At 68.1% G+C, this 24,891-nt stretch carries 38 protein-coding genes; all 38 read left to right on the plus strand.

The window, feature by feature from the left end:
• Positions 1-86 precede the first annotated feature (86 nt).
• Positions 87-455, plus strand: a complete 369-nt coding sequence (locus O3438_RS25860) for a hypothetical protein (protein ID WP_269682300.1) — start codon at positions 87-89, stop codon at positions 453-455.
• Between the two features lie 618 nt (positions 456-1,073).
• Entirely contained in the window at positions 1,074-1,508 is a 435-nt protein-coding gene (locus O3438_RS25865) for a phage holin family protein (RefSeq protein WP_269682301.1), read from the plus strand.
• A gap of 505 nt (positions 1,509-2,013) precedes the next feature.
• Entirely contained in the window at positions 2,014-2,388 is a 375-nt protein-coding gene (gene rpsL / locus O3438_RS25870) for a 30S ribosomal protein S12 (RefSeq protein WP_007465318.1), read from the plus strand.
• 1 nt (position 2,389) lies between these two features.
• Positions 2,390-2,860 (plus strand): 30S ribosomal protein S7, encoded by a 471-nt coding sequence (gene rpsG, locus O3438_RS25875; RefSeq protein ID WP_007465317.1) that lies wholly within the window; start codon positions 2,390-2,392, stop codon positions 2,858-2,860.
• A gap of 76 nt (positions 2,861-2,936) precedes the next feature.
• Positions 2,937-5,033 carry an elongation factor G gene (fusA, locus tag O3438_RS25880; RefSeq protein ID WP_269682302.1) on the plus strand — a complete coding sequence of 699 codons (2,097 nt, stop codon included), beginning with the start codon at positions 2,937-2,939 and terminating at the stop codon, positions 5,031-5,033.
• A gap of 212 nt (positions 5,034-5,245) precedes the next feature.
• Positions 5,246-6,439: an elongation factor Tu gene (gene tuf / locus O3438_RS25885; protein ID WP_145778897.1), complete on the plus strand. Its 1,194-nt coding sequence runs from the start codon at positions 5,246-5,248 to the stop codon at positions 6,437-6,439.
• Between the two features lie 350 nt (positions 6,440-6,789).
• Positions 6,790-7,098, plus strand: coding sequence for a 30S ribosomal protein S10 (rpsJ, locus tag O3438_RS25890; protein WP_007073037.1), 309 nt, complete (start codon positions 6,790-6,792; stop codon positions 7,096-7,098).
• 11 nt (positions 7,099-7,109) lie between these two features.
• A complete protein-coding gene (rplC, locus tag O3438_RS25895) occupies positions 7,110-7,775 on the plus strand; it encodes a 50S ribosomal protein L3 (protein ID WP_088987574.1) in 666 nt (221 codons plus the stop codon).
• Positions 7,772-8,422, plus strand: a complete 651-nt coding sequence (rplD, locus tag O3438_RS25900; RefSeq protein WP_088987575.1) for a 50S ribosomal protein L4 — start codon at positions 7,772-7,774, stop codon at positions 8,420-8,422. The genes rplC and rplD overlap by 4 nt, the downstream gene beginning before the upstream one ends.
• Positions 8,419-8,721, plus strand: a complete 303-nt coding sequence (rplW, locus tag O3438_RS25905; RefSeq protein ID WP_007465304.1) for a 50S ribosomal protein L23 — start codon at positions 8,419-8,421, stop codon at positions 8,719-8,721. Before rplD ends, rplW begins: the two co-directional genes overlap by 4 nt.
• 12 nt (positions 8,722-8,733) lie before the next feature.
• The gene (gene rplB / locus O3438_RS25910) at positions 8,734-9,573 is read left to right on the plus strand and encodes a 50S ribosomal protein L2 (protein ID WP_088950237.1); all 840 of its coding nucleotides are present in this window, start codon (positions 8,734-8,736) and stop codon (positions 9,571-9,573) included.
• 12 nt (positions 9,574-9,585) lie between these two features.
• Complete coding sequence (gene rpsS, locus O3438_RS25915) at positions 9,586-9,867, plus strand: 30S ribosomal protein S19 (protein WP_007465299.1); 282 nt, start codon at positions 9,586-9,588, stop codon at positions 9,865-9,867.
• 42 nt (positions 9,868-9,909) lie between these two features.
• Positions 9,910-10,368 carry a 50S ribosomal protein L22 gene (gene rplV, locus O3438_RS25920; RefSeq protein WP_088987577.1) on the plus strand — a complete coding sequence of 153 codons (459 nt, stop codon included), beginning with the start codon at positions 9,910-9,912 and terminating at the stop codon, positions 10,366-10,368.
• Positions 10,368-11,237 carry a 30S ribosomal protein S3 gene (gene rpsC / locus O3438_RS25925; RefSeq protein WP_145778898.1) on the plus strand — a complete coding sequence of 290 codons (870 nt, stop codon included), beginning with the start codon at positions 10,368-10,370 and terminating at the stop codon, positions 11,235-11,237. Before rplV ends, rpsC begins: the two co-directional genes overlap by 1 nt.
• A 3-nt stretch (positions 11,238-11,240) precedes the next feature.
• Positions 11,241-11,666, plus strand: coding sequence for a 50S ribosomal protein L16 (gene rplP / locus O3438_RS25930; protein ID WP_053653940.1), 426 nt, complete (start codon positions 11,241-11,243; stop codon positions 11,664-11,666).
• Positions 11,666-11,902: a 50S ribosomal protein L29 gene (gene rpmC, locus O3438_RS25935; protein WP_007465283.1), complete on the plus strand. Its 237-nt coding sequence runs from the start codon at positions 11,666-11,668 to the stop codon at positions 11,900-11,902. The genes rplP and rpmC overlap by 1 nt, the downstream gene beginning before the upstream one ends.
• Positions 11,899-12,177, plus strand: a complete 279-nt coding sequence (rpsQ, locus tag O3438_RS25940) for a 30S ribosomal protein S17 (protein ID WP_112584814.1) — start codon at positions 11,899-11,901, stop codon at positions 12,175-12,177. The genes rpmC and rpsQ overlap by 4 nt, the downstream gene beginning before the upstream one ends.
• Before the next feature lie 97 nt (positions 12,178-12,274).
• The gene (rplN, locus tag O3438_RS25945) at positions 12,275-12,643 is read left to right on the plus strand and encodes a 50S ribosomal protein L14 (protein ID WP_007073026.1); all 369 of its coding nucleotides are present in this window, start codon (positions 12,275-12,277) and stop codon (positions 12,641-12,643) included.
• Positions 12,640-12,960 (plus strand): 50S ribosomal protein L24, encoded by a 321-nt coding sequence (gene rplX / locus O3438_RS25950; RefSeq protein ID WP_007465276.1) that lies wholly within the window; start codon positions 12,640-12,642, stop codon positions 12,958-12,960. Before rplN ends, rplX begins: the two co-directional genes overlap by 4 nt.
• Positions 12,960-13,526 (plus strand): 50S ribosomal protein L5, encoded by a 567-nt coding sequence (gene rplE / locus O3438_RS25955; RefSeq protein ID WP_332367469.1) that lies wholly within the window; start codon positions 12,960-12,962, stop codon positions 13,524-13,526. The genes rplX and rplE overlap by 1 nt, the downstream gene beginning before the upstream one ends.
• A gap of 1 nt (position 13,527) precedes the next feature.
• Positions 13,528-13,713 (plus strand): type Z 30S ribosomal protein S14, encoded by a 186-nt coding sequence (locus tag O3438_RS25960; protein ID WP_007465272.1) that lies wholly within the window; start codon positions 13,528-13,530, stop codon positions 13,711-13,713.
• A 116-nt stretch (positions 13,714-13,829) separates the two neighbouring features.
• Complete coding sequence (gene rpsH / locus O3438_RS25965) at positions 13,830-14,237, plus strand: 30S ribosomal protein S8 (protein ID WP_007465270.1); 408 nt, start codon at positions 13,830-13,832, stop codon at positions 14,235-14,237.
• Between the two features lie 16 nt (positions 14,238-14,253).
• The gene (gene rplF / locus O3438_RS25970) at positions 14,254-14,796 is read left to right on the plus strand and encodes a 50S ribosomal protein L6 (protein ID WP_145778899.1); all 543 of its coding nucleotides are present in this window, start codon (positions 14,254-14,256) and stop codon (positions 14,794-14,796) included.
• Positions 14,793-15,182 carry a 50S ribosomal protein L18 gene (gene rplR / locus O3438_RS25975; RefSeq protein ID WP_145778900.1) on the plus strand — a complete coding sequence of 130 codons (390 nt, stop codon included), beginning with the start codon at positions 14,793-14,795 and terminating at the stop codon, positions 15,180-15,182. The genes rplF and rplR overlap by 4 nt, the downstream gene beginning before the upstream one ends.
• Positions 15,183-15,215: 33 nt before the next feature.
• Entirely contained in the window at positions 15,216-15,830 is a 615-nt protein-coding gene (gene rpsE, locus O3438_RS25980) for a 30S ribosomal protein S5 (protein ID WP_013288621.1), read from the plus strand.
• Positions 15,830-16,012 carry a 50S ribosomal protein L30 gene (rpmD, locus tag O3438_RS25985; RefSeq protein ID WP_030329904.1) on the plus strand — a complete coding sequence of 61 codons (183 nt, stop codon included), beginning with the start codon at positions 15,830-15,832 and terminating at the stop codon, positions 16,010-16,012. Before rpsE ends, rpmD begins: the two co-directional genes overlap by 1 nt.
• Entirely contained in the window at positions 16,012-16,455 is a 444-nt protein-coding gene (gene rplO / locus O3438_RS25990; protein WP_088987584.1) for a 50S ribosomal protein L15, read from the plus strand. Before rpmD ends, rplO begins: the two co-directional genes overlap by 1 nt.
• A 236-nt stretch (positions 16,456-16,691) precedes the next feature.
• Entirely contained in the window at positions 16,692-18,020 is a 1,329-nt protein-coding gene (gene secY / locus O3438_RS25995; protein WP_269682303.1) for a preprotein translocase subunit SecY, read from the plus strand.
• Complete coding sequence (locus tag O3438_RS26000; protein ID WP_088950228.1) at positions 18,021-18,674, plus strand: adenylate kinase; 654 nt, start codon at positions 18,021-18,023, stop codon at positions 18,672-18,674. It abuts the gene before it with no gap.
• A gap of 87 nt (positions 18,675-18,761) precedes the next feature.
• On the plus strand, positions 18,762-19,613 hold the full coding sequence (gene map, locus O3438_RS26005; RefSeq protein WP_269682304.1) for a type I methionyl aminopeptidase: 852 nt from the start codon (positions 18,762-18,764) through the stop codon (positions 19,611-19,613).
• Between the two features lie 387 nt (positions 19,614-20,000).
• Positions 20,001-20,588, plus strand: a complete 588-nt coding sequence (locus tag O3438_RS26010) for a DUF1707 SHOCT-like domain-containing protein (RefSeq protein WP_269682305.1) — start codon at positions 20,001-20,003, stop codon at positions 20,586-20,588.
• Between the two features lie 432 nt (positions 20,589-21,020).
• On the plus strand, positions 21,021-21,242 hold the full coding sequence (infA, locus tag O3438_RS26015; protein ID WP_007073013.1) for a translation initiation factor IF-1: 222 nt from the start codon (positions 21,021-21,023) through the stop codon (positions 21,240-21,242).
• Between the two features lie 91 nt (positions 21,243-21,333).
• The gene (gene rpmJ, locus O3438_RS26020; RefSeq protein ID WP_088952025.1) at positions 21,334-21,447 is read left to right on the plus strand and encodes a 50S ribosomal protein L36; all 114 of its coding nucleotides are present in this window, start codon (positions 21,334-21,336) and stop codon (positions 21,445-21,447) included.
• 212 nt (positions 21,448-21,659) lie between these two features.
• A complete protein-coding gene (gene rpsM, locus O3438_RS26025; RefSeq protein WP_030329917.1) occupies positions 21,660-22,040 on the plus strand; it encodes a 30S ribosomal protein S13 in 381 nt (126 codons plus the stop codon).
• An 87-nt stretch (positions 22,041-22,127) separates the two neighbouring features.
• Entirely contained in the window at positions 22,128-22,535 is a 408-nt protein-coding gene (gene rpsK / locus O3438_RS26030; RefSeq protein ID WP_007073011.1) for a 30S ribosomal protein S11, read from the plus strand.
• Between the two features lie 13 nt (positions 22,536-22,548).
• Complete coding sequence (gene rpsD / locus O3438_RS26035; protein ID WP_007465229.1) at positions 22,549-23,175, plus strand: 30S ribosomal protein S4; 627 nt, start codon at positions 22,549-22,551, stop codon at positions 23,173-23,175.
• 98 nt (positions 23,176-23,273) lie between these two features.
• On the plus strand, positions 23,274-24,296 hold the full coding sequence (locus O3438_RS26040) for a DNA-directed RNA polymerase subunit alpha (protein ID WP_007465227.1): 1,023 nt from the start codon (positions 23,274-23,276) through the stop codon (positions 24,294-24,296).
• A 34-nt stretch (positions 24,297-24,330) separates the two neighbouring features.
• The gene (rplQ, locus tag O3438_RS26045) at positions 24,331-24,888 is read left to right on the plus strand and encodes a 50S ribosomal protein L17 (protein ID WP_088987590.1); all 558 of its coding nucleotides are present in this window, start codon (positions 24,331-24,333) and stop codon (positions 24,886-24,888) included.
• The last annotated feature ends 3 nt before the right edge of the window (positions 24,889-24,891 follow it).

A 24,891-nucleotide genomic window follows, 5' to 3' on the forward strand; every position in this document is an offset into this window, starting at 1 on the left:
CACACGACGAGGCCCCCGGCGTCCGCCGGGGGCCTCGTCGCGTCCGGACCCACCCACCCCGGCTGCGAGTTGGGCATGATGGGGGGATGACGACCGCACCCGGGCAGGTGCCCGTCGCGCAGCAGGACCCGCGTCACCCGCTGGACCCGGATCCGGCCCGTGCCACGAAGGCACGGGCGGTCTTCGCACTGGGACTGCTCGGCATGCTGACCGGGCTCTTCATCGGCGGGGTGGTGCCGGCGACGGTCGCGCTGCAACTGGCGCGGCAGGCGCGCCGTGAGGCGTACACCTCGGGGGGTTTCCTGACCGGCGGCGCCTGGCTGCGCCGGGGGGAGCGGATGGCCTGGACGGGCCTGGTCCTGGTCGCGGCCACCGTGGTGATCGCGGTCGTGATCGGTGTGGTCCGGTTGGCCGGTGCGCCGTTCGGCCACGACTACCCGACGAACATGGACTGAGCTCGCCGGTGGCCGCGCCCCGGCGACGGTGCCCTCGGCGGTAGCCTGGCCGGTGTCCACCGTGCGGCGGTGGTGCCCTTTCGACAGGAGGACCTCGTGACGGAACCGGCGCGGCCCCCTGCGGACGAACCGGCCGGTCCTCCGGACGCGCAGACCCCGCCCGAGCCGACCCCTCCTGCACCGGCGTCGCCCGAGCCGGCGTCGCCCGAGCCGACCCTTCCTGCACCGACGCCGCCCGCGCCCGCTTCGGTCGCGCCCGCTTCGGTCGCGCCCGCTTCGTCCGCGCCGGCCTCGGCCCCGCAGAGTGGCTGGGAGCGACCGGGTCCGAGCGGCCCACCGCACCCCCCGGTCTCCGCGCCGGGTTGGGGTGCGCCGCACCCCGGCTGGGGCCCGACCGCGCCGACCGGCTTTCACCAGCCGTACCCGGTCTCCGGTGCGCCGACCCACGCACCCCACGGGTGGGGTCCGCCGTCGTCTAGGCCTGGTGTGCCGCAGGGGTGGGGTCCGCCGTCGTCTGGGCCTGGTGTGCCGCAAGGGTGGGGTCCGCCGTCGTCTGCGCCCGTCGTGCCCCACGGGTGGGGTCCGCCGCCGCCGGGTCACGCACCCGGATGGGGCGGCGTGGCCGGGTCTCCGCCGCCTCCGACCGACGACCAGCGCCGACCGCCGAAGCGGGTCGAGACGGTTCCGGGTACGCCGTTCGGTGTCGTGCACCTGGACGTGGCGCCGGTCACATCCGGGCTGGCCATCGGGGCGCTGGTGGCCGGAATCGCGTCGGCAGTGGTCTCGCTGCTGGTCATCTGCTTCGGGGTGACGTTCGTGGACGAGGGTGGGGCCTGGGCCTCCGGGGCGTTCGCGGTGCTCGGGGTGCTGACGGGTGTGGCAGCCGTGGTCATCGGGCTGCTCGGTCAGCGGCAGATCCGCCGGCCGGTAGCGCCTCCGGCCGTCCGCTTCACCGGCCGTGGTCTGGCGGTGGCCGGGATCAGCTGCGGTGTGGCGGGAGCGGTGCTCAGCCTGCTGGGCCTGGGCCTGGCGTTGCTCCTCGCTCTGGCCTGAGGTCGCTCCCGTCCGTTTCGGTGCCGTCCTCGCATCAGTGGTGCATTCCGGTGCCGGCCCGGGGCCGACGGGTGGTCCTGCGGGGAAGCCGGTACACTTGTGCTCGTAGGTGCCCATCGCGGGCGACGGGGCAGGACGAGATCCGGCCGGCGGATGTGAGACAGTCGCCGGGCCATTCCGTTTTGACCTGGGCGGTTGTGGTAGGTACTCTTTCCCCTTGTGCCCGGGCCTGCCCGGGCAACTCGTGCGTGCGCTGTTTCCGGAGTCCGGACGGCGGCACGACAAGCCAGGGATCCGGGGCGGGGCAACCCGCGTACCGGTGACAAACTCCGGTTCGCACGCGAAAGCGTCGCAACGGAGCCGTGACGAGGGCGACACGCCCGACCGCGGGTGCCGGGGTCTCCGCAAGGCGACCCTGGTCGGAATGTAGGAGAGCCGGTCATCAGACCGGCTAACGAGCAGACGGCGCGGCCGCGGATGCGGCCGAAGGGAGCGGAGAAACCCGGTGCCCACGATCCAGCAGCTGGTCCGAAAGGGCCGCCAGGCGAAGACGACCAAGACCAAGACCCCGGCGCTGAAGGGTTCTCCTCAGCGGCGCGGCGTGTGCACCCGCGTGTACACCACCACCCCGAAGAAGCCGAACTCGGCGCTGCGCAAGGTCGCTCGCGTGAAGCTCAGCAGCCAGATCGAGGTGACCGCCTACATCCCGGGCGTCGGTCACAACCTGCAGGAGCACTCGATCGTGCTCGTCCGCGGTGGCCGGGTGAAGGACCTCCCCGGCGTGCGTTACAAGATCGTTCGCGGCTCGCTGGACACCCAGGGTGTCCGCAACCGCAAGCAGGCGCGCAGCCGTTACGGCGCGAAGAAGGAGAAGAGCTGACATGCCGCGTAAGGGACCCGCTCCGCGGCGGCCACTGGTCGCTGACCCGGTGTACAACTCGCCGCTGGTCACCCAGCTGGTGAACAAGATCCTGCTCCGCGGCAAGCGTCAGCTCGCCGAGTCCATCGTGTACGCGGCCCTCGAGGGCTGCCGCGAGAAGTCCGGCACCGACCCGGTCGTCACCCTGAAGCGGGCGATGGACAACGTCAAGCCGACCCTCGAGGTGCGCAGCCGTCGTGTCGGTGGCGCCACCTACCAGGTTCCGGTCGAGGTCCGCCCGACCCGGGCGACCACCCTGGGCCTGCGCTGGCTGGTCACCTACTCCCGCGCCCGGCGCGAGAAGACCATGGTCGAGCGGCTGATGAACGAGCTGTTGGACGCGAGCAACGGCCTCGGTGCCGCCGTCAAGCGGCGCGAGGACACGCACAAGATGGCCGAGTCGAACAAGGCCTTCGCGCACTACCGCTGGTAACACCCTGGTTCCGGCGCCCCCTCGGGCGCCGGAACCGCCACCAGTTGTGTCGAGACGACGATAAGTAGGGATTGAAGTGGCCGCCGCAGACGCGCTCGCCAACGTACGCAACATCGGCATCATGGCGCACATCGATGCCGGTAAGACCACGACCACCGAGCGAATCCTGTTCTACACCGGTATCACGTACAAGATCGGTGAAGTCCACGAGGGCGCTGCCGTCATGGACTGGATGGAGCAGGAGCAGGAGCGTGGTATCACCATCACCTCCGCTGCTACCAAGTGTGAGTGGAAGGGCCACACGATCCAGATCATCGACACGCCCGGCCACGTCGACTTCACGGTTGAGGTCGAGCGGTCGCTGCGGGTCCTGGATGGTGCGGTCGCGGTCTACGACGGTGTCGCCGGCGTGGAGCCGCAGACGGAGAACGTCTGGCGGCAGGCCGACAAGTACAACGTCCCGCGTATGTGCTTCGTCAACAAGCTCGACCGGACCGGTGCCGACTTCTTCCGCTGCGTGCAGATGATGGTCGACCGGCTGAACGCCACCCCGCTGGTGCTCCAGATCCCGATCGGGCTCGAGGGCGACCACATCGGTGTCGTCGACCTGATCGGCATGCGCGCCCTCACCTGGCGCGGGGAGACCCAGAAGGGTGAGGACTACGCGGTCGAGGAGATCCCGGCCGAGCTGGCCGACTCCGCAGCCGAGTGGCGCGAGAAGCTGATGGAGACCCTCGCCGACGTCGACGACGCGGTGATGGAGAAGTACCTGGAGGGCGACGAGGTCTCCGTCGAGGAGATCAAGGCCGCCATCCGGCGTGCCACCATCGCCGGCAAGGCCAACCCGGTGCTGTGCGGCTCGGCGTTCAAGAACAAGGGCGTCCAGCCCATGCTCGACGCCGTCGTCGACTTCCTGCCGTCGCCGCTGGACGTCCCCGCGATCGAGGGTACGGCCACCGACGGTGAGACCCCGCTGCTGCGGAAGCCGTCGAACTCGGAGCCGTTCTCCGGTCTGGCCTTCAAGATCCAGACGGACAAGCACCTCGGCAAGCTCACCTACGTGCGGGTCTACTCCGGCACGCTCGATTCCGGTTCGCAGGTGGTCAACTCCACCAAGGACCGCAAGGAGCGGATCGGCAAGATCTACCAGATGCACGCCAACAAGCGGGAAGAGCGTCCGTCGGCGCAGGCCGGTGACATCATCGCCGTGCAGGGTCTCAAGCAGACCACCACCGGCGACACGCTCTCCGACCCGGCGAACCCGGTGATCCTGGAGTCGATGACCTTCCCGGAGCCGGTCATCTCGGTGGCGATCGAGCCGAAGACCAAGTCCGACCAGGAGAAGCTGGGCACCGCGATCCAGCGCCTGGCCGAGGAGGACCCGACCTTCCGCGTCCAGCTGGACGAGGAGACCGGTCAGACGGTCATCTCCGGCATGGGTGAGCTGCACCTGGACATCCTGGTCGACCGGATGCGCCGCGAGTTCAACGTCGAGGCCAACGTCGGCAAGCCGCAGGTGGCGTACCGCGAGACCATCCGCCGCAAGGTGGAGAAGGTCGAGTACACGCACAAGAAGCAGACCGGTGGTTCCGGCCAGTACGCCCGCGTCATCGTGAGCGTCGAGCCGCTGCCGCTGGACAACGACTCGCCGACCTACGAGTTCGCCAACGCCGTCAGCGGCGGCCGCATCCCCCGGGAGTTCATCCCCTCGGTGGACGCCGGTGCCCAGGACGCCATGCAGTACGGCATCCTGGCGGGCTTCCCGCTGGTCGGTGTGAAGCTGACGCTGCTGGACGGCCAGTACCACGAGGTCGACTCGTCGGAAATGGCATTCAAGATCGCCGGCTCGATGGTGATGAAGGACGCGGCCCGCAAGGCCGATCCCGCACTGCTCGAGCCGATGATGGCCGTTGAAGTCACCACTCCTGAGGAGAACATGGGTGACGTCATCGGTGACCTCAACTCCCGCCGCGGCATCATCCAGGCGATGGAGGAGCGCAGCGGCGCCCGCATCGTCCGGGCTCTGGTGCCGTTGTCGGAGATGTTCGGCTACGTCGGCGACCTGCGGTCGAAGACCCAGGGCCGGGCTAGCTACAGCATGCAGTTCGACTCCTACGCCGAGGTTCCGCAGAGCGTCGCGAAGGAGATCATCGCCAAGGCAACGGGCGAGTAACGCCCCGAGCAGGTGATTCGTGGTTGGTCGCGGGAGGTTTCACCCGCCCGCGGCCACCACGATCGGATCGCGTGAGACCGGGCCTGTAGGCTTCATCGCCGCAGAACCCACAAAGGCTCTCCGGCCGTCTGGCCGGAAAGGCTGTCGACAGAGTCCTAAGCGCCGACCGGCGCGCCGGGCGTACGAACCAAGAAGTCCACAGGAGGACACCAGTGGCGAAGGCTAAGTTCGAGCGGACTAAGCCGCACGTCAACATCGGCACCATTGGTCACATCGACCACGGTAAGACGACGCTGACGGCGGCCATCACCAAGGTCCTGCACGACCAGTACCCGGACCTGAACCCCTACACGCCGTTCGACGAGATCGACAAGGCGCCGGAGGAGAAGGCCCGCGGCATCACGATCTCGATCGCGCACGTCGAGTACCAGACCGAGGCGCGGCACTACGCGCACGTCGACTGCCCCGGTCACGCGGACTACATCAAGAACATGATCACCGGTGCCGCGCAGATGGACGGCGCGATCCTGGTGGTCGCGGCGACCGACGGCCCGATGCCGCAGACCCGCGAGCACGTGCTGCTTGCCCGTCAGGTGGGTGTGCCGTACATCGTCGTGGCGCTCAACAAGAGCGACATGGTCGACGACGAGGAGCTCCTGGAGCTCGTCGAGCTCGAGGTCCGCGAGCTGCTCTCCTCGCAGGAGTACCCGGGTGACGACCTGCCGGTCGTCCAGGTCTCCGCGCTGAAGGCCCTCGAGGGTGACCCGGTCTGGACCGCGAAGCTCCTCGAGCTGATGAGCGCGGTCGACACCGCGATCCCGCAGCCGGAGCGCGAGACCGAGAAGCCGTTCCTCATGCCCGTCGAGGACGTGTTCACGATCACCGGTCGTGGCACCGTCGTCACCGGTCGTGTCGAGCGCGGCGTGCTGCTCCCGAACGAGGACGTCGAGGTTGTCGGCATCCGCGAGAAGGGCTTCAAGACCAAGGTCACCGCGATCGAGATGTTCCGGAAGACCCTGGACGACGCCCGCGCAGGTGAGAACGTCGGCCTGCTGCTGCGTGGTACCAAGCGCGAGGACGTCGAGCGCGGCATGGTCGTCGTGAAGCCGGGCACCACCACCCCGCACACGGAGTTCGAGGCGACGGTCTACATCCTCTCCAAGGAGGAGGGCGGCCGCCACACCCCGTTCTTCCAGAACTACCGTCCGCAGTTCTACTTCCGGACCACGGACGTCACCGGTGTCGTCACCCTCCCCGAGGGCACCGAGATGGTCATGCCGGGTGACAACACCACCATGTCGGTGAAGCTGATCCAGCCCATCGCCATGGAGGAGAACCTCAAGTTCGCGATCCGCGAGGGTGGCCGCACCGTCGGCGCCGGGTTCGTCACCAAGATCGTCAAGTGAACTAGGTAACCCCGATTAGACCCGCCGCCGGTCGTGCGGCATACTAGTCAGGTTGCGTAACGACAGTTCGTCGCCTGTGTTCGGCTTTCGCTGAACCTCCGGGTGGCGAGTCAGTCGAGCGTGGGGTGGTTGGCGGCCCAGTCGCCAACCACCCTCGCACGGCGTTCAGGTCGCGGTAATGCGATCGGCGCCTTGACCCACCGCGCGGTCAGCACCACTCCGGAACTCTGGGGCGGAGCTCGGCCCGAGGGCGCGACACGCCCGACCGCGGGGGTCGGCGAAGTGGGCCTGTACCAGCCGGTACAGGCGCCCGCAACACAGCGGCATCGAGAGAAGGAACAGAAGCCACCATGGCGGGACAGAAGATCCGCATCCGGCTCAAGGCCTATGACCACGAGGTCGTCGACTCCTCGGCTCGGAAGATCGTCGAGACGGTGACGCGCACCGGGGCGCAGGTCGCGGGCCCGGTGCCGCTGCCCACGGAGATCAACCGTTTCTGCGTTATCCGCTCGCCGCACAAGTACAAGGACTCGCGCGAGCACTTCGAGATGCGCACGCACAAGCGGCTGATCGACATCATCGACCCGACCCCGAAGACGGTCGACTCGCTCATGCGCCTCGACCTGCCGGCTGGCGTCGACATCGAGATCAAGCTGTAGGGACCGGACAAATGGACAGGCAAGTCAAGGGGATCCTGGGCGCCAAGCTCGGCATGACCCAGGTCTGGGACAACAACCGCGTTGTTCCCGTGACCGTGGTCGAGGCCGGCCCGTGCGTCATCAGCCAGGTTCGTAGCGCCGAGAAGGACGGTTACTCCGCGGTCCAGCTGGCCTACGGCACCATCGACCCGCGCAAGGTCAAGAAGCCGATCAGCGGGCACTACGCCAAGGCGGACGTGGCGCCGCGCCGGCACATCGTCGAGCTGCGCACCACGGACGCCGGGGAATACTCGCTCGGGCAGGAAGTCACTGTCGAGGAGTTCCCCGCCGGCGTCACCATCGACGTCACCGGCAAGACCAAGGGCAAGGGCTACGCCGGCCCGATGAAGCGGCACGGCTTCCACGGTCTGGGCGCCGGTCACGGTGTCGAGCGCAAGCACCGCTCGCCCGGCTCCATCGGCGCGTGCGCCACTCCGGGTCGTGTCTTCAAGGGCACCCGGATGGCCGGCCGGATGGGTGGCGTGCGGTACACCGTGCAGAACCTCACCGTCCAGGCGGTCGACACCGAGAACAACCTGCTGCTCGTCCGGGGTGCCATCCCCGGTCCGAAGGGCGCGCTCGTTCTGGTCCGTACCGCGGCGAAGAGCAAGGTGAAGAAGGGCGGTGCGGCCAAGTGACCACCGTTGACGTGCGCACCGTCGAAGGCACCACCAGCAGCTCGGTCGAGCTGCCGGCGGACATCTTCGACGTGCAGGCCAACGTCGCGCTGATGCACCAGGTCGTGGTGGCCCAGCTCGCGGCGGCCCGACAGGGCACGCACAAGGCCAAGACCCGCGGCGAGGTCGCCGGTGGCGGCAAGAAGCCGTACAAGCAGAAGGGCACCGGTCGCGCCCGCCAGGGCTCGATCCGCGCGCCGCAGTTCGCCGGCGGTGGCGTCGTGCACGGTCCCGTGCCGCGTGACTACAGCCAGCGGACCCCGAAGAAGATGAAGGCCGCCGCTCTGCGGGGTGCCCTCTCCGACCGGGCCCGCGCCGGGCAGGTGCACGTCGTCGAGGCGTTCGTCTCGGGCGAGAAGCCGTCGACCAAGGCGGCCCTGGCCACGCTGGCGAAGCTCACCGAGGCCCGTCGGGTCCTGGTCGTGCTGAGCAGCACCGACGAGCTGAACTGGGTGTCGCTGCGCAACGAGCCGCGCGTGCACCTGATCGAGTCCGGCCAGCTGAACACGTACGACGTGCTCGTGGCCGACGACGTGGTCTTCACCAAGGACGCCCTGGACGAGTTCCTGGGCGTGCCCGCCGAGACCACCGAGGAGGGTGGCAAGTGAGCACGATCGCCGACCCGCGCGACATCATCGTGGCGCCGGTCGTCTCGGAGAAGAGCTACAGCGAGCTGAACCGGAACTGGTACACCTTCCTGGTGCACCCGGACGCGAACAAGACCGAGATCAAGATCGCTATCCAGCAGATCTTCAACGTCCGCGTCCTGACGGTCAACACGCTCAACCGCCAGGGTAAGCGCAAGCGCACCAAGACCGGCTTCGGTCAGCGCAAGGCGACCAAGCGGGCGATCGTGAAGCTGGCTGACGGTGACCGCATCGAGGCCTTCGGCGGCCCGGTCAGCTGAGGGGTGTAGACAATGGCTATCCGTAAGTACAAGCCGACGACGCCGGGCCGACGTGGCTCGAGTGTCGCTGACTTCGCCGAGATCACCCGGTCCACGCCGGAGAAGTCGCTGCTGGCTCCGCTGCCGAAGAAGGGCGGGCGTAACGCCCACGGCCGGATCACCACGCGGCACCACGGCGGCGGTCACAAGCGCCAGTACCGTCTGATCGACTTCAAGCGGGTCGACAAGGACGGCGTGCCGGCGAAGGTCGCTCACATCGAGTACGACCCGAACCGCACGGCGCGCATCGCGCTGCTGCACTACGCCGACGGCGAGAAGCGGTACATCATCGCGCCGAAGGACATGAAGCAGGGCGACCGCGTCGAGTCCGGTCCGGGCGCCGACATCAAGCCCGGCAACAACCTGCCGCTGCGCAACATCCCGGTCGGTACCACGATCCACAACGTGGAGCTGCGCCCGGGTGGCGGTGCCAAGCTGGCCCGTTCCGCCGGCGTCGGCATCCAGTTGCTCGGCCGTGAGGGCGCGTACGCGACCCTGCGTATGCCGTCCGGCGAGATCCGGCGTGTGGACGTGCGCTGCCGCGCCAGCGTCGGCGAGATCGGCAACGCCGATCAGTCGAACATCAACTGGGGCAAGGCCGGCCGTATGCGGTGGAAGGGCAAGCGCCCGACCGTCCGTGGTGTCGCCATGAACCCGGTCGACCACCCGCACGGTGGTGGTGAGGGTAAGACCTCCGGTGGTCGCCACCCGGTCAACCCGCAGGGTAAGCCCGAGGGCCGCACCCGCCGTAAGGGCCAGCCGAGTGACCGGCTGATCGTCCGCCGTCGCTACGCCACGCGTAAGCGCGGCTGAGGGAGATAAGACATGCCTCGCAGCCTGAAGAAGGGCCCGTTCGTCGACGACCACCTGCTCAAGAAGGTGGAAGTCCAGAACGACAAGGGCTCCAAGAACGTGATCAAGACCTGGTCGCGGCGCTCGACGATCATCCCCGAGATGCTGGGGCACACGATCGCCGTGCACGACGGACGCAAGCACGTCCCGGTGTTCGTGACCGAGGCGATGGTCGGGCACAAGCTCGGCGAGTTCGCGCTGACCCGCACGTTCAAGGGTCACGAGAAGGACGACCGGAAGAGCCGTCGGCGCTGACGCCGCCAGGCATACGGATAGAGGGAACAAGGGGTTACAGCGATGCCAGGAAAGGGCGACGCTCCGGTGCTTCCGGGCGCGCGGGCGGTTGCGCGGCACGTGCGCATCTCGCCGATGAAGGCGCGCCGGGTGGTCAACCTCGTCCGCGGCCTGCCCGCGAAGGAGGCGCTCACGGTGCTGCAGTTCGCGCCGCAGGCTGCGAGCGAGCAGGTTTACAAGGTGCTCGCTAGCGCGATCGCCAACGCGGAGAACAACGAGCGGCTGGACCCCGACGCGCTGCTCGTCAGCGAGGCCTTCGTGGACGAGGGTCCGACGATGAAGCGGTTCCAGCCGCGGGCCCAGGGTCGGGCCTACCGCATCCGCAAGCGCACGTGCCACATCACCGTGGCGGTCGAAGCGGTCGCGCCGGCAACGCCGAGGAAGGCCGCGGCCAAGAAGGCCGCCCCGGCCACGGAGGCCGCACCGGCCGAAGCGCAGAGCAAGACGGAGGACGCCGAGTAATGGGTCAGAAGGTTCACCCCACTGGGTTCCGGCTCGGCATCTCGACCGACTGGAAGTCCCGCTGGTTCGCGGACAAGCTCTACAAGGACTACATCGGCGAGGATGTCAAGATCCGCCGCATGATGTCCAAGGGCCTCGAGCGTGCCGGGATCTCCAAGGTCGACATCGAGCGCACCCGCGACCGGGTTCGGGTCGACATCCACACCGCCCGGCCGGGCATCGTCATCGGCCGTAAGGGTGCGGAGGCCGACCGGATCCGCGGCGAGCTGGAGAAGCTCACCGGCAAGCAGGTTCAGCTGAACATCATCGAGGTGAAGAACCCCGAGTCGGACGCTCAGCTGGTCGCGCAGGGCGTGGCCGAGCAGCTGTCCAGCCGGGTCAGCTTCCGTCGGGCGATGCGCAAGGCCATGCAGTCGGCGATGAAGAACCCGGTCTGCAAGGGCATTCGGGTTCAGGTCTCGGGTCGCCTCGGCGGCGCCGAGATGAGCCGGACCGAGTTCTACCGTGAGGGCCGGGTTCCGCTGCACACGCTGCGGGCCAACATCGAGTACGGCTTCTTCGAGGCCCGTACCACGTTCGGTCGGATCGGTGTGAAGGTCTGGATCTACAAGGGCGACGCCGTTCCGGGCCGGGAGGCTCCGGCCGAGGCCGGTCCGTCCCGCCCGCGTCGTGGTGAGCGCGGCGACCGTCCCGAGCGTCCGCGCCGTGGCCGGTCGGGTTCGTCCGGCACCACGGCTGGTGGCACCGAGGCCGGCCGGGCTGCTGCGACCACCATCGCGCAGCAGGCCGAGACGCCGAGTGGCGAGCCGGTCGACAGCTCCGCTGTCGCCGCCGCGGCTGCTCCGGCAGAAACGCAGCAGGAGGGCTGACAGATGCTGATGCCGCGCAAGCCCCCGAAGGGCTTCCGCAAGCCGCACCACCCGGACCGCAGTGGCGCGTCCAAGGGTGGTAACCGGGTGGTGTTCGGCGAGTTCGGGATCCAGGCTCTCGAGCCGGCGTACGTGACGAACCGGCAGATCGAGTCGGCACGTATCGCGATGACTCGCCACATCAAGCGTGGTGGCAAGGTCTGGATCACGATCTTCCCGGACCAGGCCCTCACCAAGAAGCCTGCCGAGACCCGGATGGGTTCCGGTAAGGGTTCGCCCGAGTGGTGGGTCGCCAACGTCAAGCCGGGGCGGGTTCTCTTCGAGATGTCCTTCCCCAACGAGCAGACCGCGCGAGAGGCCATGCGTCGCGCGATCCACAAGCTCCCGATGAAGTGCCGCATTGTTACGCGCGAAGTGGGTGAATCCTGATGGCAGCGGGCGTTAAGGCGACCGAGCTGCGTGAGCTCTCCGAGGAGGAGCTGGTCACGAAGCTGCGGGAGGCCAAGGCGGAGCTGTTCAACCTCCGCGTGCAGGCCGCAACCGGGCAGCTGGACAACAACCGGCGGTTGCAGGTCATCCGTCGGGAGATCGCCCGGATCTACACGATCATGCGCGAGCGCGAGCTGGGGCTCTCGGCCGCGCCGACTGAGGTGACTGCATCATGACCGAAGACACCGCCACCGCCACCGCGCGGTCCCGCCGCAAGGTCCGTGAGGGCCTGGTGGTCAGCGACAAGATGGACAAGACCGTCGTGGTCGAGGTCGAGGACCGGGTTCGGCACGCGCTGTACGGCAAGATCATGCGCCGTACGAGCAAGCTGAAGGTGCACGACGAGCAGAACGCCGCTGGCACCGGTGACCGGGTTCTCATCATGGAGACCCGGCCGCTGAGCGCCACCAAGCGTTGGCGGATCGTGGAGATCCTGGAAAAGGCCAAGTAGCGAAGGCTCGAGCTCGCCCGGCGTTGCGTCGGGCGTAGGTTCCGCCAGGCTCCGGCCGCCACGGCGGCCGGAGAACCGGCAGACATAGGAGATAGACGTGATTCAGCAGGAGTCGCGACTGCGCGTCGCCGACAACACGGGTGCTCGGGAGATCCTGTGCATCCGGGTTCTCGGTGGCTCGGGTCGGCGCTACGCGAGCATCGGCGACGTCATCGTGGCCACGGTCAAGGACGCCATCCCGGGTGCCGGTGTGAAGAAGGGCGACGTCGTCAAGGCTGTCGTCGTTCGCACGGCCAAGGAGAAGCGGCGGCCGGACGGCTCGTACATCCGCTTCGACGAGAACGCCGCCGTCATCATCAAGGACGGCGGGGACCCGCGTGGTACCCGCATCTTCGGCCCGGTGGGCCGGGAGCTGCGGGACAAGCGGTTCATGAAGATTATTTCCCTCGCGCCGGAGGTGTTGTGACCGTGAAGGTCAAGAAGGGCGACACGGTCGTCGTCATCGCCGGCAAGGACAAGGGTGCCAAGGGCAAGGTCATCGCGGCCTACCCGCGGCAGGACAAGGTCCTGGTCGAGGGCGTGAACCGGGTCAAGAAGCACACCCGCATCAGCACCACCCAGCGTGGCGCCAAGACCGGCGGCATCGTCACCCAGGAGGCCCCGATCCACGTCTCGAACGTGCAGGTCCTGGACTCCGACGGCAAGCCGACCCGCGTCGGTTACCGGATCGACGACAACGGCCAGAAGGTCCGCATCGCGCGTAGCACCGGTAAGGACCTGTGATGACCACGGCTACCGAAAAGACCATGCCGCGCCTCAAGGAGCGGTACCGCAACGAGATCGTGGCCCAGCTGCGCCAGCAGCACAGCTACGGCAACCCCATGCAGGTGCCGCGGCTGGTCAAGATCGTCGTCAACATGGGTGTCGGCGAGGCTGCTCGCGACGCCAAGCTGATCGACGGCGCGGTCCGTGACCTCGCCACGATCACCGGCCAGAAGCCGCAGGTGCGGCGGGCGACCAAGTCCATCGCGCAGTTCAAGCTGCGTGAGGGCATGCCGATCGGCGCGAAGGTCACCCTTCGCGGTGACCGGATGTGGGAGTTCCTGGACCGGCTGCTCTCCATCGCGCTGCCGCGTATCCGCGACTTCCGCGGTCTGGACGGGCGCAAGCTGGACGGGCACGGCAACTACACGTTCGGTCTGACCGAGCAGTCGGTGTTCCACGAGATCGATCAGGACAAGATCGATCGCCAGCGGGGCATGGACATCACGGTGGTCACGACCGCCACGACCGACGACGAGGGCCGGGCGCTGCTCAAGCTCCTGGGCTTCCCGTTCAAGGAGAACTGAGATGGCCAAGAAGGCGCTGATCATCAAGGCGGCCGCGAAGCCGAAGTTCTCGGTTCGCGCGTACACCCGCTGCCAGCGGTGCGGGCGTCCGAAGGCGGTCTACCGCAAGTTCGGGCTCTGCCGGGTCTGCATCCGGGAGATGGCTCACCGCGGTGAGCTGCCGGGCGTGTCCAAGGCTTCCTGGTAAGGGCGACCGCGTCCCGGCCGTCGGTCGGGAACTCCTGCACCGATTAGGTATTGCTCTTCGCCGTAGGCCCGGGGCTGATGCCCCGGGAACCCCGGCGAGAAAGGCTGACGAAATCCATGACGATGACCGACCCGATCGCAGACATGCTCACGCGTCTGCGTAACGCCAACCAGGCGTACCACGATCAGGTGAAGATGCCCTACTCCAAGATCAAGGCGAACATCGCCGAGGTCCTGAAGGCCGAGGGTTACATCGCCACCTGGTCGGTCGAGGAGCCCGAGGAGGGCGCCGTCGGCAAGCGACTGGTCGTCGAGCTGAAGTACGGCCAGAACCGCGAGCGGAGCCTGGCCGGCATCAAGCGCGTGTCCAAGCCCGGTCTCCGGGTGTACGCCAAGTCGGACGGGCTCCCGCGGGTGCTCGGTGGGCTGGGCGTGGCGATCATTTCGACGTCCCAGGGGCTGCTGACCGACCGGCAGGCCCGCAAGCGGAGTGTTGGCGGGGAAGTCCTCGCCTTCGTCTGGTAACGGGAGACAGGTAGAAATGTCGCGAATTGGACGTAAGTCGATCCCGGTACCGACCGGCGTCGACATCACGATCGACGGGCAGACCGTCAAGGTCAAGGGGCCCAAGGGCCAGCTTGAGCACACCCTCGCCGAGCCGATCACGATCGAGCGGGCCGAGGATGGGCAGCTGAGCGTCAACCGGCCGAACGACGAGCGCAAGGCCAAGGAACTCCACGGCCTGAGCCGTACGCTGGTTGCCAACATGATCGTCGGGGTCACCGAGGGCTACCGCAAGAGCCTGGAGATCGCCGGCACCGGTTACCGGGTCACCGCCAAGGGTTCGGACCTCGAGTTCGCGCTCGGGTTCTCGCACCCGGTGGTCGTCGCCGCCCCGGCGGGCATCACCTTCACGGTGGAGCGGCCGACCCTGTTCCACGTTGCTGGCATCGACAAGCAGCAGGTCGGTGAGGTCGCCGCCAACATCCGGAAGATCCGCCCGCCGGAGCCCTACAAGGGCAAGGGCGTGAAGTACCAGGGCGAGGTCATCCGCCGCAAGGCCGGAAAGGCAGGTAAGAAGTGAGCGCCACGCTGCTCAAGCGCCGCCGCGGTGTCGCCGCCAAGCGCGCCGTCGGGCGTGCGCGTCGACACTTCCGCGTCCGCAAGAACGTCACCGGTACGGCCGAGCGTCCCCGCCTGGTCGTCACCCGTTCGCTGCGGCACATGGTCGCCCAGGTCGTCGACGACTCCAAGGGTCACACCCTGGCGTCGGCGTCGACCCTGGACGCCTCGCTGCGCGGTGCGGAGGGCGACAAGAGCGCCCTCGCCGGCAAGGTGGGCGCTCTGCTCGCCGAGCGGGCCAAGGCCGCTGGCGTCTCCAAGGTCGTCTTCGACCGCGGTGGCAACCGGTACGCGGGGCGTGTCGCCGCGCTTGCCGACGCTGCCCGCGAAGCCGGGCTCGAGTTCTAACAACCCCGTCACGAGAGATAAGGAAGGCTGCTGATGCCAGGTCAACAGCGCCGTGGCGGCGGGTCCGGTGGCAACGAGGGTGGTCGCCGCGACAACCGCCGTGAGGGCGGCCGCGGAAACGCGCCCGTCGAGAAGACCCCGCACCTTGAGCGGGTCGTCGCGATCAACCGCGTCGCCAAGGTCGTGAAGGGTGGTCGTCGCTTCAGCTTCACCGCCCTGGTGATCGTGGGCGACGGCGACGGCACGGTCGGCGTGGGCTACGGAAAGGCCAAGGAGGTGCCCGCGGCCATCGCCAAGGGCGTCGAGGAGGCCAAGAAGCACTTCTTCAAGGTTCCGCGTATCGGCCAGTCGATCCCGCACCCGGTGACGGGTGAGGACGCCGCTGGTGTGGTGCTGCTCAAGCCGGCCTCGGCCGGTACGGGTGTCATCGCCGGCGGTCCGGTGCGTGCCGTGCTGGAGTGCGCCGGTATCCACGACGTGCTCTCCAAGAGCCTCGGCTCGTCGAACCCGATCAACATCGTGCACGCCACCGTGGCGGCCCTGAAGGGGCTTGAGTCCCCCGAGCAGGTCGCGGCGCGTCGTGGTCTGCCGGTGGAGGACGTCGCGCCGGCCGCCATGCTGGCGTCGCGGGCGGGGGTGGCGTCCTGATGGCACGCCTGAAGGTCACCCAGCTCCGGTCCGGTATCGGGACCAAGCAGAACCAGCGTGACTCGCTGCGTTCGCTCGGTCTCAAGCGGATCAACGACGTGGTGGTCAAGGAGGACCGGCCCGAGATCCGCGGCATGATCTTCACGGTCAACCACCTCGTGAAGGTCGAGGAGGTCGAGTAATGACGATCAAGGTGCATCACCTGCGTCCGGCGCCCGGTTCCAAGACCGCGAAGACCCGTGTGGGTCGCGGTGAGGGTTCCAAGGGCAAGACCGCCGGTCGCGGTACCAAGGGTTCCAAGGCCCGCAAGAACATCTCGGCGGCGTTCGAGGGTGGGCAGATGCCCATCCACATGCGTCTGCCGAAGATGAAGGGCTTCAAGAACAAGTTCAAGGTGGTCTTCCAGGTGGTCAACCTGGACCGACTCGCTGAGCTGTTCCCGAACGGTGGCCAGGTCGGTCCGCTGGAGCTGGTCGAGGCCGGCGCGGTCCGCAAGGGTCACCCGGTCAAGGTCCTCGGCACCGGGGACCTCGGCGGTGTGGCGCTCCAGGTGTCCGCGCACGCGTTCAGTGCGTCGGCCAAGGAGAAGATCGCTGCCGCCGGTGGCTCCGTCACCGAGCTGTAAGGCGTAAGACCCATGGCGTCCGTCCGGTTGTGTGAGCAACTGGCGGGCGCCATGGGTCTGCCTGGGGTCCTAGCACCCGGTAACATCGGAATCGATTTATGTAGTCGGGCGCATCTGCCCGTAGCGGGATAGGGCTGTTAGAGTCCCATCCCAGTCATGGATTGCGGGCACTCGCCCGTGATCCACCCCGACCCGCCAGGGATCACCGGCGGCCCGCCTCGCGCAGGAGGAAGAAGTTGCTGTCCGCCTTTCTCAGTGCGTTCCGTACGCCTGACCTGCGCAAGAAGCTGCTGTTCACAGTAGGCATCATCGCGGTCTACCGGCTGGGTGCGACGCTCCCCAGCCCAGGCGTCTCGTACGGCAACGTGCAGAAGTGCCTCGACACCATCCAGGGTGACACCACCGGGGTGGTGAACCTTCTCAACCTCTTCTCCGGCGGAGCGCTGCTGCAGCTCTCGGTCTTCGCGCTGGGCATCATGCCCTACATCACCGCGTCGATCATCCTGCAGCTGCTGACCGTCGTGATCCCGCGGCTGGAGCAGCTCCGCAAGGAGGGCCAGGCCGGCCAGGCGAAGATCACCCAGTACACCCGCTACCTGACCCTCGGTCTCGGTGTGCTGCAGGCCTCGGCGTTCGTGGCCCTGGCCCGCTCGGGCCAGCTGTTCCAGAACCGCTGCGACCAGTTCCCGATCATCCCCACCGGCACCGGCATCCCGGACTGGCTGACCCTGGCCATCCTGGTGATGACGATGACCGCCGGTACGGGCATGGTCATGTGGCTCGGTGAGCTGATCACCGACCGCGGCGTCGGCAACGGCATGTCCGTCCTGATCTTCACCTCGATCGCGGCCCGGCTGCCCAGCGAGGGCTGGCAGATCAAGACCAGCAAGGGCTGGGACATGTTCGCCCTGGTCATCGCGCTGGTCCTGGTGGTCATCACCGCGGTCACCTTCATCGAGCAGGCGCAGCGCCGGATCCCGGTGCAGTACGCCAAGCGGATGATCGGCCGGCGGATGTACGGCGGCACCTCGACCTACATCCCGCTGAAGGTCAACCAGGCGGGTGTCATCCCGGTCATCTTCGGCTCGTCGCTGCTCTACCTGCCGCAGCTGGCCCTACAGTTCTTCGACCAGAACGACCCGGGCAAGACCCAGGCGTGGATCCAGAACAACCTGGTCAACCCGAGCAGCCCGATCTACATCGCGGTCTACTTCCTGCTGATCATCTTCTTCACGTACTTCTACGTCTCGATCACGTTCAACCCGACCGAGGTCGCTGACAACATGAAGAAGTACGGCGGGTTCGTGCCGGGTATCCGCCCGGGCAAGCCGACGGCCGACTACCTGGACTTCATCCTCAGCCGGATCACCCTGCCGGGCGCGCTCTACCTGGGCGTCATCTCGATCCTGCCGAACTTCTTCTTCATCTGGCTGGACAACCAGCAGTACCAGAACTTCCCGTTCGGCGGCACCGCTGTGCTCATCATGGTCGGCGTCGGTCTGGAGACCGTGAAGCAGATCGAGAGCCAACTCATGCAGCGGAACTACGAAGGGTTCCTGCGGTAGATGAGACTCGTTCTGGTTGGCCCGCCTGGGGCGGGCAAGGGCACTCAGGCCGAGTTCATCGCCGCACACCTCTCGGTGCCGAAGATCTCGACCGGGGACATCTTCCGGTCGAACGTCACCCAGGGCACTCCGCTCGGTGTCGAGGCGAAGCGGTACATGGACGCGGGCGAGCTGGTTCCGGACGAGGTCACCATCAACATGGTCCGGGACCGGCTGGCCGAGCCCGACGCCAGCGAGGGGTTCCTGCTCGACGGTTTCCCGCGGACCACTCCGCAGGCTGCCGCTCTGGACAAGCTCCTCGCCGACCTGGGAACGGCGCTCGATCTGGTCCTGGAGTTGGTGGTCGACGACGACGAGGTGATCCGGCGGCTGTCCGGCCGGCGTACCTGCCGGGGCTGCGGCAAGATCTGGCACGTCGAGTTCGACGCCACCACCCGGCCGGGCATCTGTGACCGGTGCGGCGCCGAGCTGTTCCAGCGCGACGACGACAAGCCGGAGACGATCGCGACCCGGCTCCGGGAATACAGCGAGAAGACCGCGCCCCTGGTCGACTACTACGGCGCCCAGGGCAAGCTGGTCGGGATCGACGCCACCGGCCCGGTGGAGGACGTCACCACCCGGGCCATCGACGCCCTGCGGTCCTACGGCGGCTGAGGTCCGGCCGGCTCACGGCGGATAGAGTGCGAACAGCGGGGTACGCGAGACGTGCCCCGCTGTTCGGCAACGAAAGGTAATCGCTCCATGCGTCGTCCCCAGCTGGACATCCAGCTGAAGACCCCTGACCAGATCGAGAAGATGCGGGCCGCCGGGTTGGTGGTGGCCGAGGCGCTTCGCCGGATGCGGGAGGCTGTCGCCCCCGGCGTGAGCACCGCCGATCTGGACGCCATCGCCGAGTCGACCATCCGCGAGGCGGGTGGCGTTCCGTCGTTCAAGGGCTACCACGGCTTCCCGGCGTCGATCTGCTCCTCCGTCAACGAGCAGATCGTGCACGCCATCCCCTCGCCGAAGCAGGTGCTCTCCGAGGGAGACCTCATCTCCATCGACTGCGGCGCGGTGCTGGACGGGTGGCACGGCGACTCCGCCATCACCGTCGGGGTCGGCGACGTCGACCCCGCGCTGTTGAAGATGGCCGAGGTCGCCGAGGACGCCATGTGGGCCGGTATCGCCGCCGCGGCCCGTGGCGCGGCGAGCGGCAGGGGCCGGCTCACGGACATCTCGCACGCGGTGGAGACCGCCGTCCGCAAGGGCGGCCGGTACGGCATCGTCGACGGCTACGGCGGGCACGGCATCGGTACGGAGATGCATCAGGATCCGCACGTGCTCAACCACGGCCGCCCGGGCAAGGGTCCACGCCTGGTCGCCGGCATGGCGTTGGCGATCGAGCCGATGATCACGATGGCGTCCCCGCGTACCGTCGAGTTGTCCGACGGGTGGACGGTGGTCACCCGGGACGGCTCGGTCGCGGCGCACGTCGAGCACTCGATGGCTCTGCTGCCGGACGGGGTGTGGGTGCTGACCGCGTTCGACGGGGGCCGGGCACGACTGGGTGACCTGGTCACCGCCCGCCAGCCCGCCGCCTCCACGACCTCCTGACCGGTAGACCCCGGTAGGGCGCCCCTGGCCGGTCAGTCCCCGCCTGACCGGTGGGTCACGTGACCGGTGGGCCACGTCACCAATCGGCCGCCCGGACCGTGTTGTGACCGGCCAGCCCACCCCCGACGCCGCCGCACCCTGATGATCGACTCCGTATCGCCGAGGTGGCGGTATCAGGTCGGTGGGACACCCCCAGGTCGGCGATCTGGAGTGGATCATGGGCGCGCGGGGCGGGGACGGGTCCGCGACGTGGGCGGGCCGGAACGTGGGCGGGCCGGAACGTGGGCGGGCCGGGACGTGGGCGGGCCGGGACGTGGGCGGGCCGGGACGTGGGCGGGCCGGAACGTGGGCGGGCCGGACTGGCGGGGCGGTGGCATGCTTGCCGGCATGGACGGGCGCGACGGGATGCGAGCGGCGGACGCGGACCGGGAAGCAGTGGCCGAACGGTTGCGGGTCGCCCTCAACGAGGGCCGGTTGGACCTGCACGAGTACGACGAGCGGTTGCAGCGGGCGTACGCGGCGCGCACATACGCTGATCTTGAGATGCTGCTCACCGATCTGCCGCCGGTGACGCCCGCGCAGCGGTCCGGCCTGGCACCGGCAGTGGACGCCGCTCCGGCGGTCGGTGCGCCGGATGGCGGGCCCGGCCCAGTCGTGACCCGCGGTGTGAACGCCCGCTGGCTGGCCGAGGTGTGGATGCCGTACCTGAACGTGATCGCCATCGTGGTGACGATCTGGGCGGTGACCTCGCTACTCAGCCGGGACCTGCTCTATTTCTGGCCGGTGTGGGTGGCCGGGCCGTGGGGTGCGGTGCTGCTGGTCCGCACGGTCACCGGGCTGACCGGGGGAGAGCCTCAGCGCCAGGCCGTCGAGCGGGAACGCCGTCGGCAGCGTAAACGGGACAAGCGGGAGCGGCGGCGCGAACTGCGCGCCGCCGAGTCGGACGAGCCGGACGATCCCACCGCACGGGCCTGACCGCGACGCCACTTCGACGTCACTGCACCGTCGGCGGGCGGTGGTGGATTCCTTGATCAACTCGGGTTCCGGGAAATCGGGCCGTCGACGGCGGTTCGTCACCGCGGGCTCCGTGAACGCGAGTCGATCAACGGGCCGGCCCCGGCCTCACGCCCCGCGCCTCGGGCCCGTCAGTGGTGTCGTTCACGACGCGCTGGTCGGTGAGGTCATGATCGACTGGAGGCGGCGCGGCGCGATGGGTGGCCGGTTTGGCGGGCGACTGCAGGCGGGCGTACACTTTCAGATCGGCGCACAGCGTCCACTCCGGCATGCCCACCCTGCGCTTCGGTGGGAGCTGGAGCCGCGGCTGGCGCGGTCTTCTGGTCAAGATCAGATTTCCGTGTAAGGCGTTGTGGGCCGCCCGGAGCAATCGACGTCAGGACAGCGGAGGACATGCCGAAAAAAGACGGAGCCATTGAGATCGAGGGTCGGGTCATCGAGCCCCTGCCGAACGCCATGTTCCGGGTGGAGCTCGCGAACGGCCACAAGGTGTTGGCTCACATCAGCGGGAAGATGCGGCAGCACTACATCCGCATCCTTCCGGAAGACCGGGTCGTCGTCGAACTCTCGCCGTACGACCTGACCCGCGGGCGCATCGTCTACCGCTACAAGTAGTCCTGACGACGGCCGGGAAGTCCCGTGTCCGTCTTCGACGTCCGGCGTCGCGCATCGCGCGTCCCCGGGCCAGATGGGAAGTAAGGCAACCGTGAAGGTCAAGCCGAGCGTCAAGAGGATCTGCCAGAAGTGCCGGGTTATCCGCCGGCACGGCCGGGTCATGGTCATCTGCAGTGACCCGCGCCACAAGCAGCGCCAGGGCTGAGTAAGCCCACACATCACACATGCTCGTCCCAGCCGCGAGCGGTACGCGAGTCGTACTCCTTGGTGGCTGACCCCCGGTCGGAGGCCGGGGCCCGCTTGGGCAGCGACCGATCCCGGTCGCCGGCGCTTATGGCGTCGGAAAGACGGGACGGCCGGTAGCGGGGTGGGACGGGTCCACACCTCCGCCACACATAACGAGGAGTACGCCCGCACATGGCACGTCTAGTCGGCGTGGATCTCCCCCGCGAAAAGCGGTTGGAGATCGCGCTCACCTACATCTTCGGGGTCGGTCGCACCCGCGCCCTGGAGACGCTCGCTGCCACCGGTATCTCGCCGGACAAGCGCGCTCGGGACCTCACGGACGAGGAGCTCGTGCAGCTCCGCGACCACATCGAGGGCAACTACAAGGTTGAAGGCGACCTGCGCCGCGAGGTCGCCGCTGACATCCGCCGCAAGGTTGAGATCGGCTGCTACGCCGGCATCCGGCACCGCCGGGGCTTGCCCGTGCGTGGCCAGCGGACCAAGACCAACGCCCGGACCCGCAAGGGCCCGAAGCGGACCGTGGCCGGCAAGAAGAAGCCCGGCAAGAAGTAAGACGTAGACCGGAATACGGGTCTAGGTCCGCCGAGCACGGCCAGGCCGCAACCTGTATCGGAAGTCAACTAGGAGCGCAGAAGACTTATGCCACCGAAGGCTCGTGCCGGAGCCGCTGTCAAGAAGGTCCGGCGCAAGGAACGCAAGAACGTCGCCCACGGGCAGGCGCACATCAAGAGCACGTTCAACAACACCATCGTGTCCATCACGGACCCGACCGGTGCGGTCATCTCCTGGGCCTCCGCCGGCCAGGTCGGCTTCAAGGGCTCCCGCAAGTCGACTCCGTTCGCCGCGCAGCTTGCCGCCGAGGCTGCCGCGCGTCGCGCCATGGAGCACGGCATGCGCAAGGTCGACGTGTTCGTCAAGGGCCCCGGCTCCGGCCGGGAGACCGCCATCCGTTCGCTGCAGGCCGTGGGCCTCGAGGTCGGGCAGATCTCCGACGTCACCCCGCAGCCGCACAACGGATGCCGTCCGCCGAAGCGTCGCCGGGTCTGAGAGGTAGAGAGAGATGGCTCGTTACACCGGTGCTGACTGCCGCCGTTGCCGGCGGGAGAAGATGAAGCTGTTCCTCAAGGGCAGCAAGTGCGATGGCCCGAAGTGCCCGTTCGAGTCCCGGCCGTTCCCGCCCGGGCAGCACGGCCGCGGCCGCACCAAGGAGACGGAGTACCTGCTCCAGCTCCGCGAGAAGCAGAAGGCCCGCCGCGTCTACGGCGTGCTGGAGAAGCAGTTCCGTGGTTACTACGAGGAAGCCGTCGGCAAGCAGGCGAAGACCGGTGAGGTCCTCCTGCAGATCCTCGAGTCGCGGCTGGACAACGTCGTTTACCGGGCCGGCTACGCCCACTCGCGGGACATGGCCCGCCAGCTGGTCAAGCACGGTCACTTCACGGTGAACGGCAAGAAGGTCGACATCCCGTCGTACCGCGTCAAGGAGCACGACATCATCGAGGTTCGGGGCAAGAGCAAGGAGCTCACTCCGTTCGTCGTCGCGCAGGCCCAGGCCGGCTCGAAGACGGTCCCGGCGTGGCTTGAGGCCATCCCGAGCCAGATGAAGGTGCTCGTGCACTCCCTCCCGGCCCGGCAGGTCATCGACACGCAGGTCCAGGAGCAGTTGATCGTCGAGCTCTACTCCAAGTAGTCGGGCTCGTTGCGGTGGCCCGCCCGCTTGGGCGGGCCACCGGAACAGTTTGTGTCGTGGACGTCAAATAGCGGGCGTCCCGGAAGAGAAGAGAAAAGATGCTCATCAGCCAGCGACCCTCCCTGTCCGAGGAGTCGATCAACGAGACGCGGTCGCGGTTCGCCATCGAGCCGCTGGAGCCGGGCTTCGGCTACACCCTGGGTAACTCGCTGCGGCGTACGTTGCTGTCGTCGATCCCGGGCGCGGCCGTCACCTCGATCAAGATCGACGGCGTGCTGCACGAGTTCACCACGATCCCCGGTGTCAAGGAGGACGTGGTCGAGCTCGTCATGAACATCAAGGAGCTGTGCGTCAGCTCCGAGCACGACGAGCCGGTCAGCATGTACCTGCGCAAGCAGGGCCCGGGCGACGTGACGGCGGGCGACATCCAGCCCCCGGCCGGCGTCTCGGTGCACAACCCGGATCTCAAGCTCGCCACCCTCAACGGCAAGGGCCGGCTCGACATGGAGCTGACCGTCGAGCGGGGCCGGGGTTACGTGACGGCCGCGCAGAACAAGCAGTCCGGTGCGGAGATCGGCCGGATCCCGGTCGACTCGATCTACTCGCCGGTGCTGAAGGTGACCTACCGCGTCGAGGCGACCCGTGTGGAGCAGCGCACCGACTTCGACCGGCTGATCATCGACGTCGAGACCAAGCCGTCGATGGGCCCGCGTACCGCGCTGGCCTCCGCCGGTTCGACGCTGGTGGAGCTCTTCGGGCTGGCCCGGGAGCTGGACGAGACCGCCGAGGGCATCGACATCGGGCCGTCCCCGCAGGACGCCCAGCTGGCGGCGGACCTCGCTCTGCCGATCGAGGAGCTGGACCTCACCGTCCGCTCCTACAACTGCCTCAAGCGCGAGGGCATCAACTCCGTTGGTGAGCTCATCGGGCGTACCGAGGCCGACCTCCTCGACATTCGCAACTTCGGTCAGAAGTCGATCGACGAGGTCAAGATGAAGCTCGCCGGGATGGGTCTCGGGCTGAAGGATTCGGCTCCGAACTTCGACCCGGCGCACGTCGTGGACACCTTCGGCGAGGCCGACTACGACACCGACGACTACCGCGAGACCGAGCAGCTCTAGTCCGCGCTGCCGCCACAACTGAGGAGCACCAAAAATGCCCACGCCCACCAAGGGCCCCCGCCTCGGCGGCAGCCCCTCGCACGAGCGGCTGATGCTGGCCAACCTGGCCACTGCGCTGTTCCAGCACGGCAAGATCCAGACCACCGAGACGAAGGCTCGGCGGCTGCGTCCGCTGGCCGAGCAGCTCATCACCAAGGCCAAGCGCGGTGACCTCGCCTCGCGTCGGCGGGTGCTGGGTGTCGTCAAGGACAAGGACGTGGTCTACGCCCTGTTCGACCAGATCGCGCCCCGGTACGCCAACCGCCCCGGCGGTTACACCCGGATCGTGAAGACCGGTCCGCGCAAGGGCGACGCCGCTCCGATGGCGATCATCGAGCTGGTGGAGGAGCTTCAGGTCGCCGAGCCGAAGGCGAACAAGAAGACCGCCGCCCGCAAGGCCGCGCAGCAGGACAAGGTCGAGGCGCTCGCCCCGGCCGAGGAGGCCCCGAAGTCGGCCGAGACCGACCAGGACTCCGAGGCGCCGGTGTCGGCGTCCGGTGACACCGACGCCGCCCGCGAGGACAGCGACGAGGCCACCGAGAACAAGGCCTGATCA

Origin of the sequence: Micromonospora sp. WMMC250 (assembly GCF_027460215.1) — a bacterium.
GTDB classification, from domain to species: domain Bacteria; phylum Actinomycetota; class Actinomycetes; order Mycobacteriales; family Micromonosporaceae; genus Micromonospora; species Micromonospora taraxaci.

Excerpts from the sequence above, each read along its gene's own strand:
- rpmD (WP_030329904.1), top strand. The coding sequence starts at position 15,830 with ATGGCACGCCTGAAGGTCACCCAGCTCCGGTCCGGTATCGGGACCAAG.
- rplQ (WP_088987590.1), top strand. The coding sequence starts at position 24,331 with ATGCCCACGCCCACCAAGGGCCCCCGCCTCGGCGGCAGCCCCTCGCAC.
- rpsM (WP_030329917.1), top strand. The coding sequence starts at position 21,660 with ATGGCACGTCTAGTCGGCGTGGATCTCCCCCGCGAAAAGCGGTTGGAG.
- rplC (WP_088987574.1), top strand. The coding sequence starts at position 7,110 with ATGGACAGGCAAGTCAAGGGGATCCTGGGCGCCAAGCTCGGCATGACC.
- rpsG (WP_007465317.1), top strand. The coding sequence starts at position 2,390 with ATGCCGCGTAAGGGACCCGCTCCGCGGCGGCCACTGGTCGCTGACCCG.
- rplV (WP_088987577.1), top strand. The coding sequence starts at position 9,910 with ATGCCAGGAAAGGGCGACGCTCCGGTGCTTCCGGGCGCGCGGGCGGTT.
- rpsE (WP_013288621.1), top strand. The coding sequence starts at position 15,216 with ATGCCAGGTCAACAGCGCCGTGGCGGCGGGTCCGGTGGCAACGAGGGT.
- rpsD (WP_007465229.1), top strand. The coding sequence starts at position 22,549 with ATGGCTCGTTACACCGGTGCTGACTGCCGCCGTTGCCGGCGGGAGAAG.
- rplP (WP_053653940.1), top strand. The coding sequence starts at position 11,241 with ATGCTGATGCCGCGCAAGCCCCCGAAGGGCTTCCGCAAGCCGCACCAC.
- O3438_RS26000 (WP_088950228.1), top strand. The coding sequence starts at position 18,021 with ATGAGACTCGTTCTGGTTGGCCCGCCTGGGGCGGGCAAGGGCACTCAG.
- rpsS (WP_007465299.1), top strand. The coding sequence starts at position 9,586 with ATGCCTCGCAGCCTGAAGAAGGGCCCGTTCGTCGACGACCACCTGCTC.
- rplE (WP_332367469.1), top strand. The coding sequence starts at position 12,960 with ATGACCACGGCTACCGAAAAGACCATGCCGCGCCTCAAGGAGCGGTAC.
- rpsH (WP_007465270.1), top strand. The coding sequence starts at position 13,830 with ATGACGATGACCGACCCGATCGCAGACATGCTCACGCGTCTGCGTAAC.
- rpsK (WP_007073011.1), top strand. The coding sequence starts at position 22,128 with ATGCCACCGAAGGCTCGTGCCGGAGCCGCTGTCAAGAAGGTCCGGCGC.
- rpsQ (WP_112584814.1), top strand. The coding sequence starts at position 11,899 with ATGACCGAAGACACCGCCACCGCCACCGCGCGGTCCCGCCGCAAGGTC.
- rpmC (WP_007465283.1), top strand. The coding sequence starts at position 11,666 with ATGGCAGCGGGCGTTAAGGCGACCGAGCTGCGTGAGCTCTCCGAGGAG.
- O3438_RS25860 (WP_269682300.1), top strand. The coding sequence starts at position 87 with ATGACGACCGCACCCGGGCAGGTGCCCGTCGCGCAGCAGGACCCGCGT.
- O3438_RS25960 (WP_007465272.1), top strand. The coding sequence starts at position 13,528 with ATGGCCAAGAAGGCGCTGATCATCAAGGCGGCCGCGAAGCCGAAGTTC.
- rplF (WP_145778899.1), top strand. The coding sequence starts at position 14,254 with ATGTCGCGAATTGGACGTAAGTCGATCCCGGTACCGACCGGCGTCGAC.
- map (WP_269682304.1), top strand. The coding sequence starts at position 18,762 with ATGCGTCGTCCCCAGCTGGACATCCAGCTGAAGACCCCTGACCAGATC.
- infA (WP_007073013.1), top strand. The coding sequence starts at position 21,021 with ATGCCGAAAAAAGACGGAGCCATTGAGATCGAGGGTCGGGTCATCGAG.
- rpsJ (WP_007073037.1), top strand. The coding sequence starts at position 6,790 with ATGGCGGGACAGAAGATCCGCATCCGGCTCAAGGCCTATGACCACGAG.
- O3438_RS26040 (WP_007465227.1), top strand. The coding sequence starts at position 23,274 with ATGCTCATCAGCCAGCGACCCTCCCTGTCCGAGGAGTCGATCAACGAG.
- rpsC (WP_145778898.1), top strand. The coding sequence starts at position 10,368 with ATGGGTCAGAAGGTTCACCCCACTGGGTTCCGGCTCGGCATCTCGACC.
- rplO (WP_088987584.1), top strand. The coding sequence starts at position 16,012 with ATGACGATCAAGGTGCATCACCTGCGTCCGGCGCCCGGTTCCAAGACC.
- O3438_RS26010 (WP_269682305.1), top strand. The coding sequence starts at position 20,001 with ATGGACGGGCGCGACGGGATGCGAGCGGCGGACGCGGACCGGGAAGCA.
- rplB (WP_088950237.1), top strand. The coding sequence starts at position 8,734 with ATGGCTATCCGTAAGTACAAGCCGACGACGCCGGGCCGACGTGGCTCG.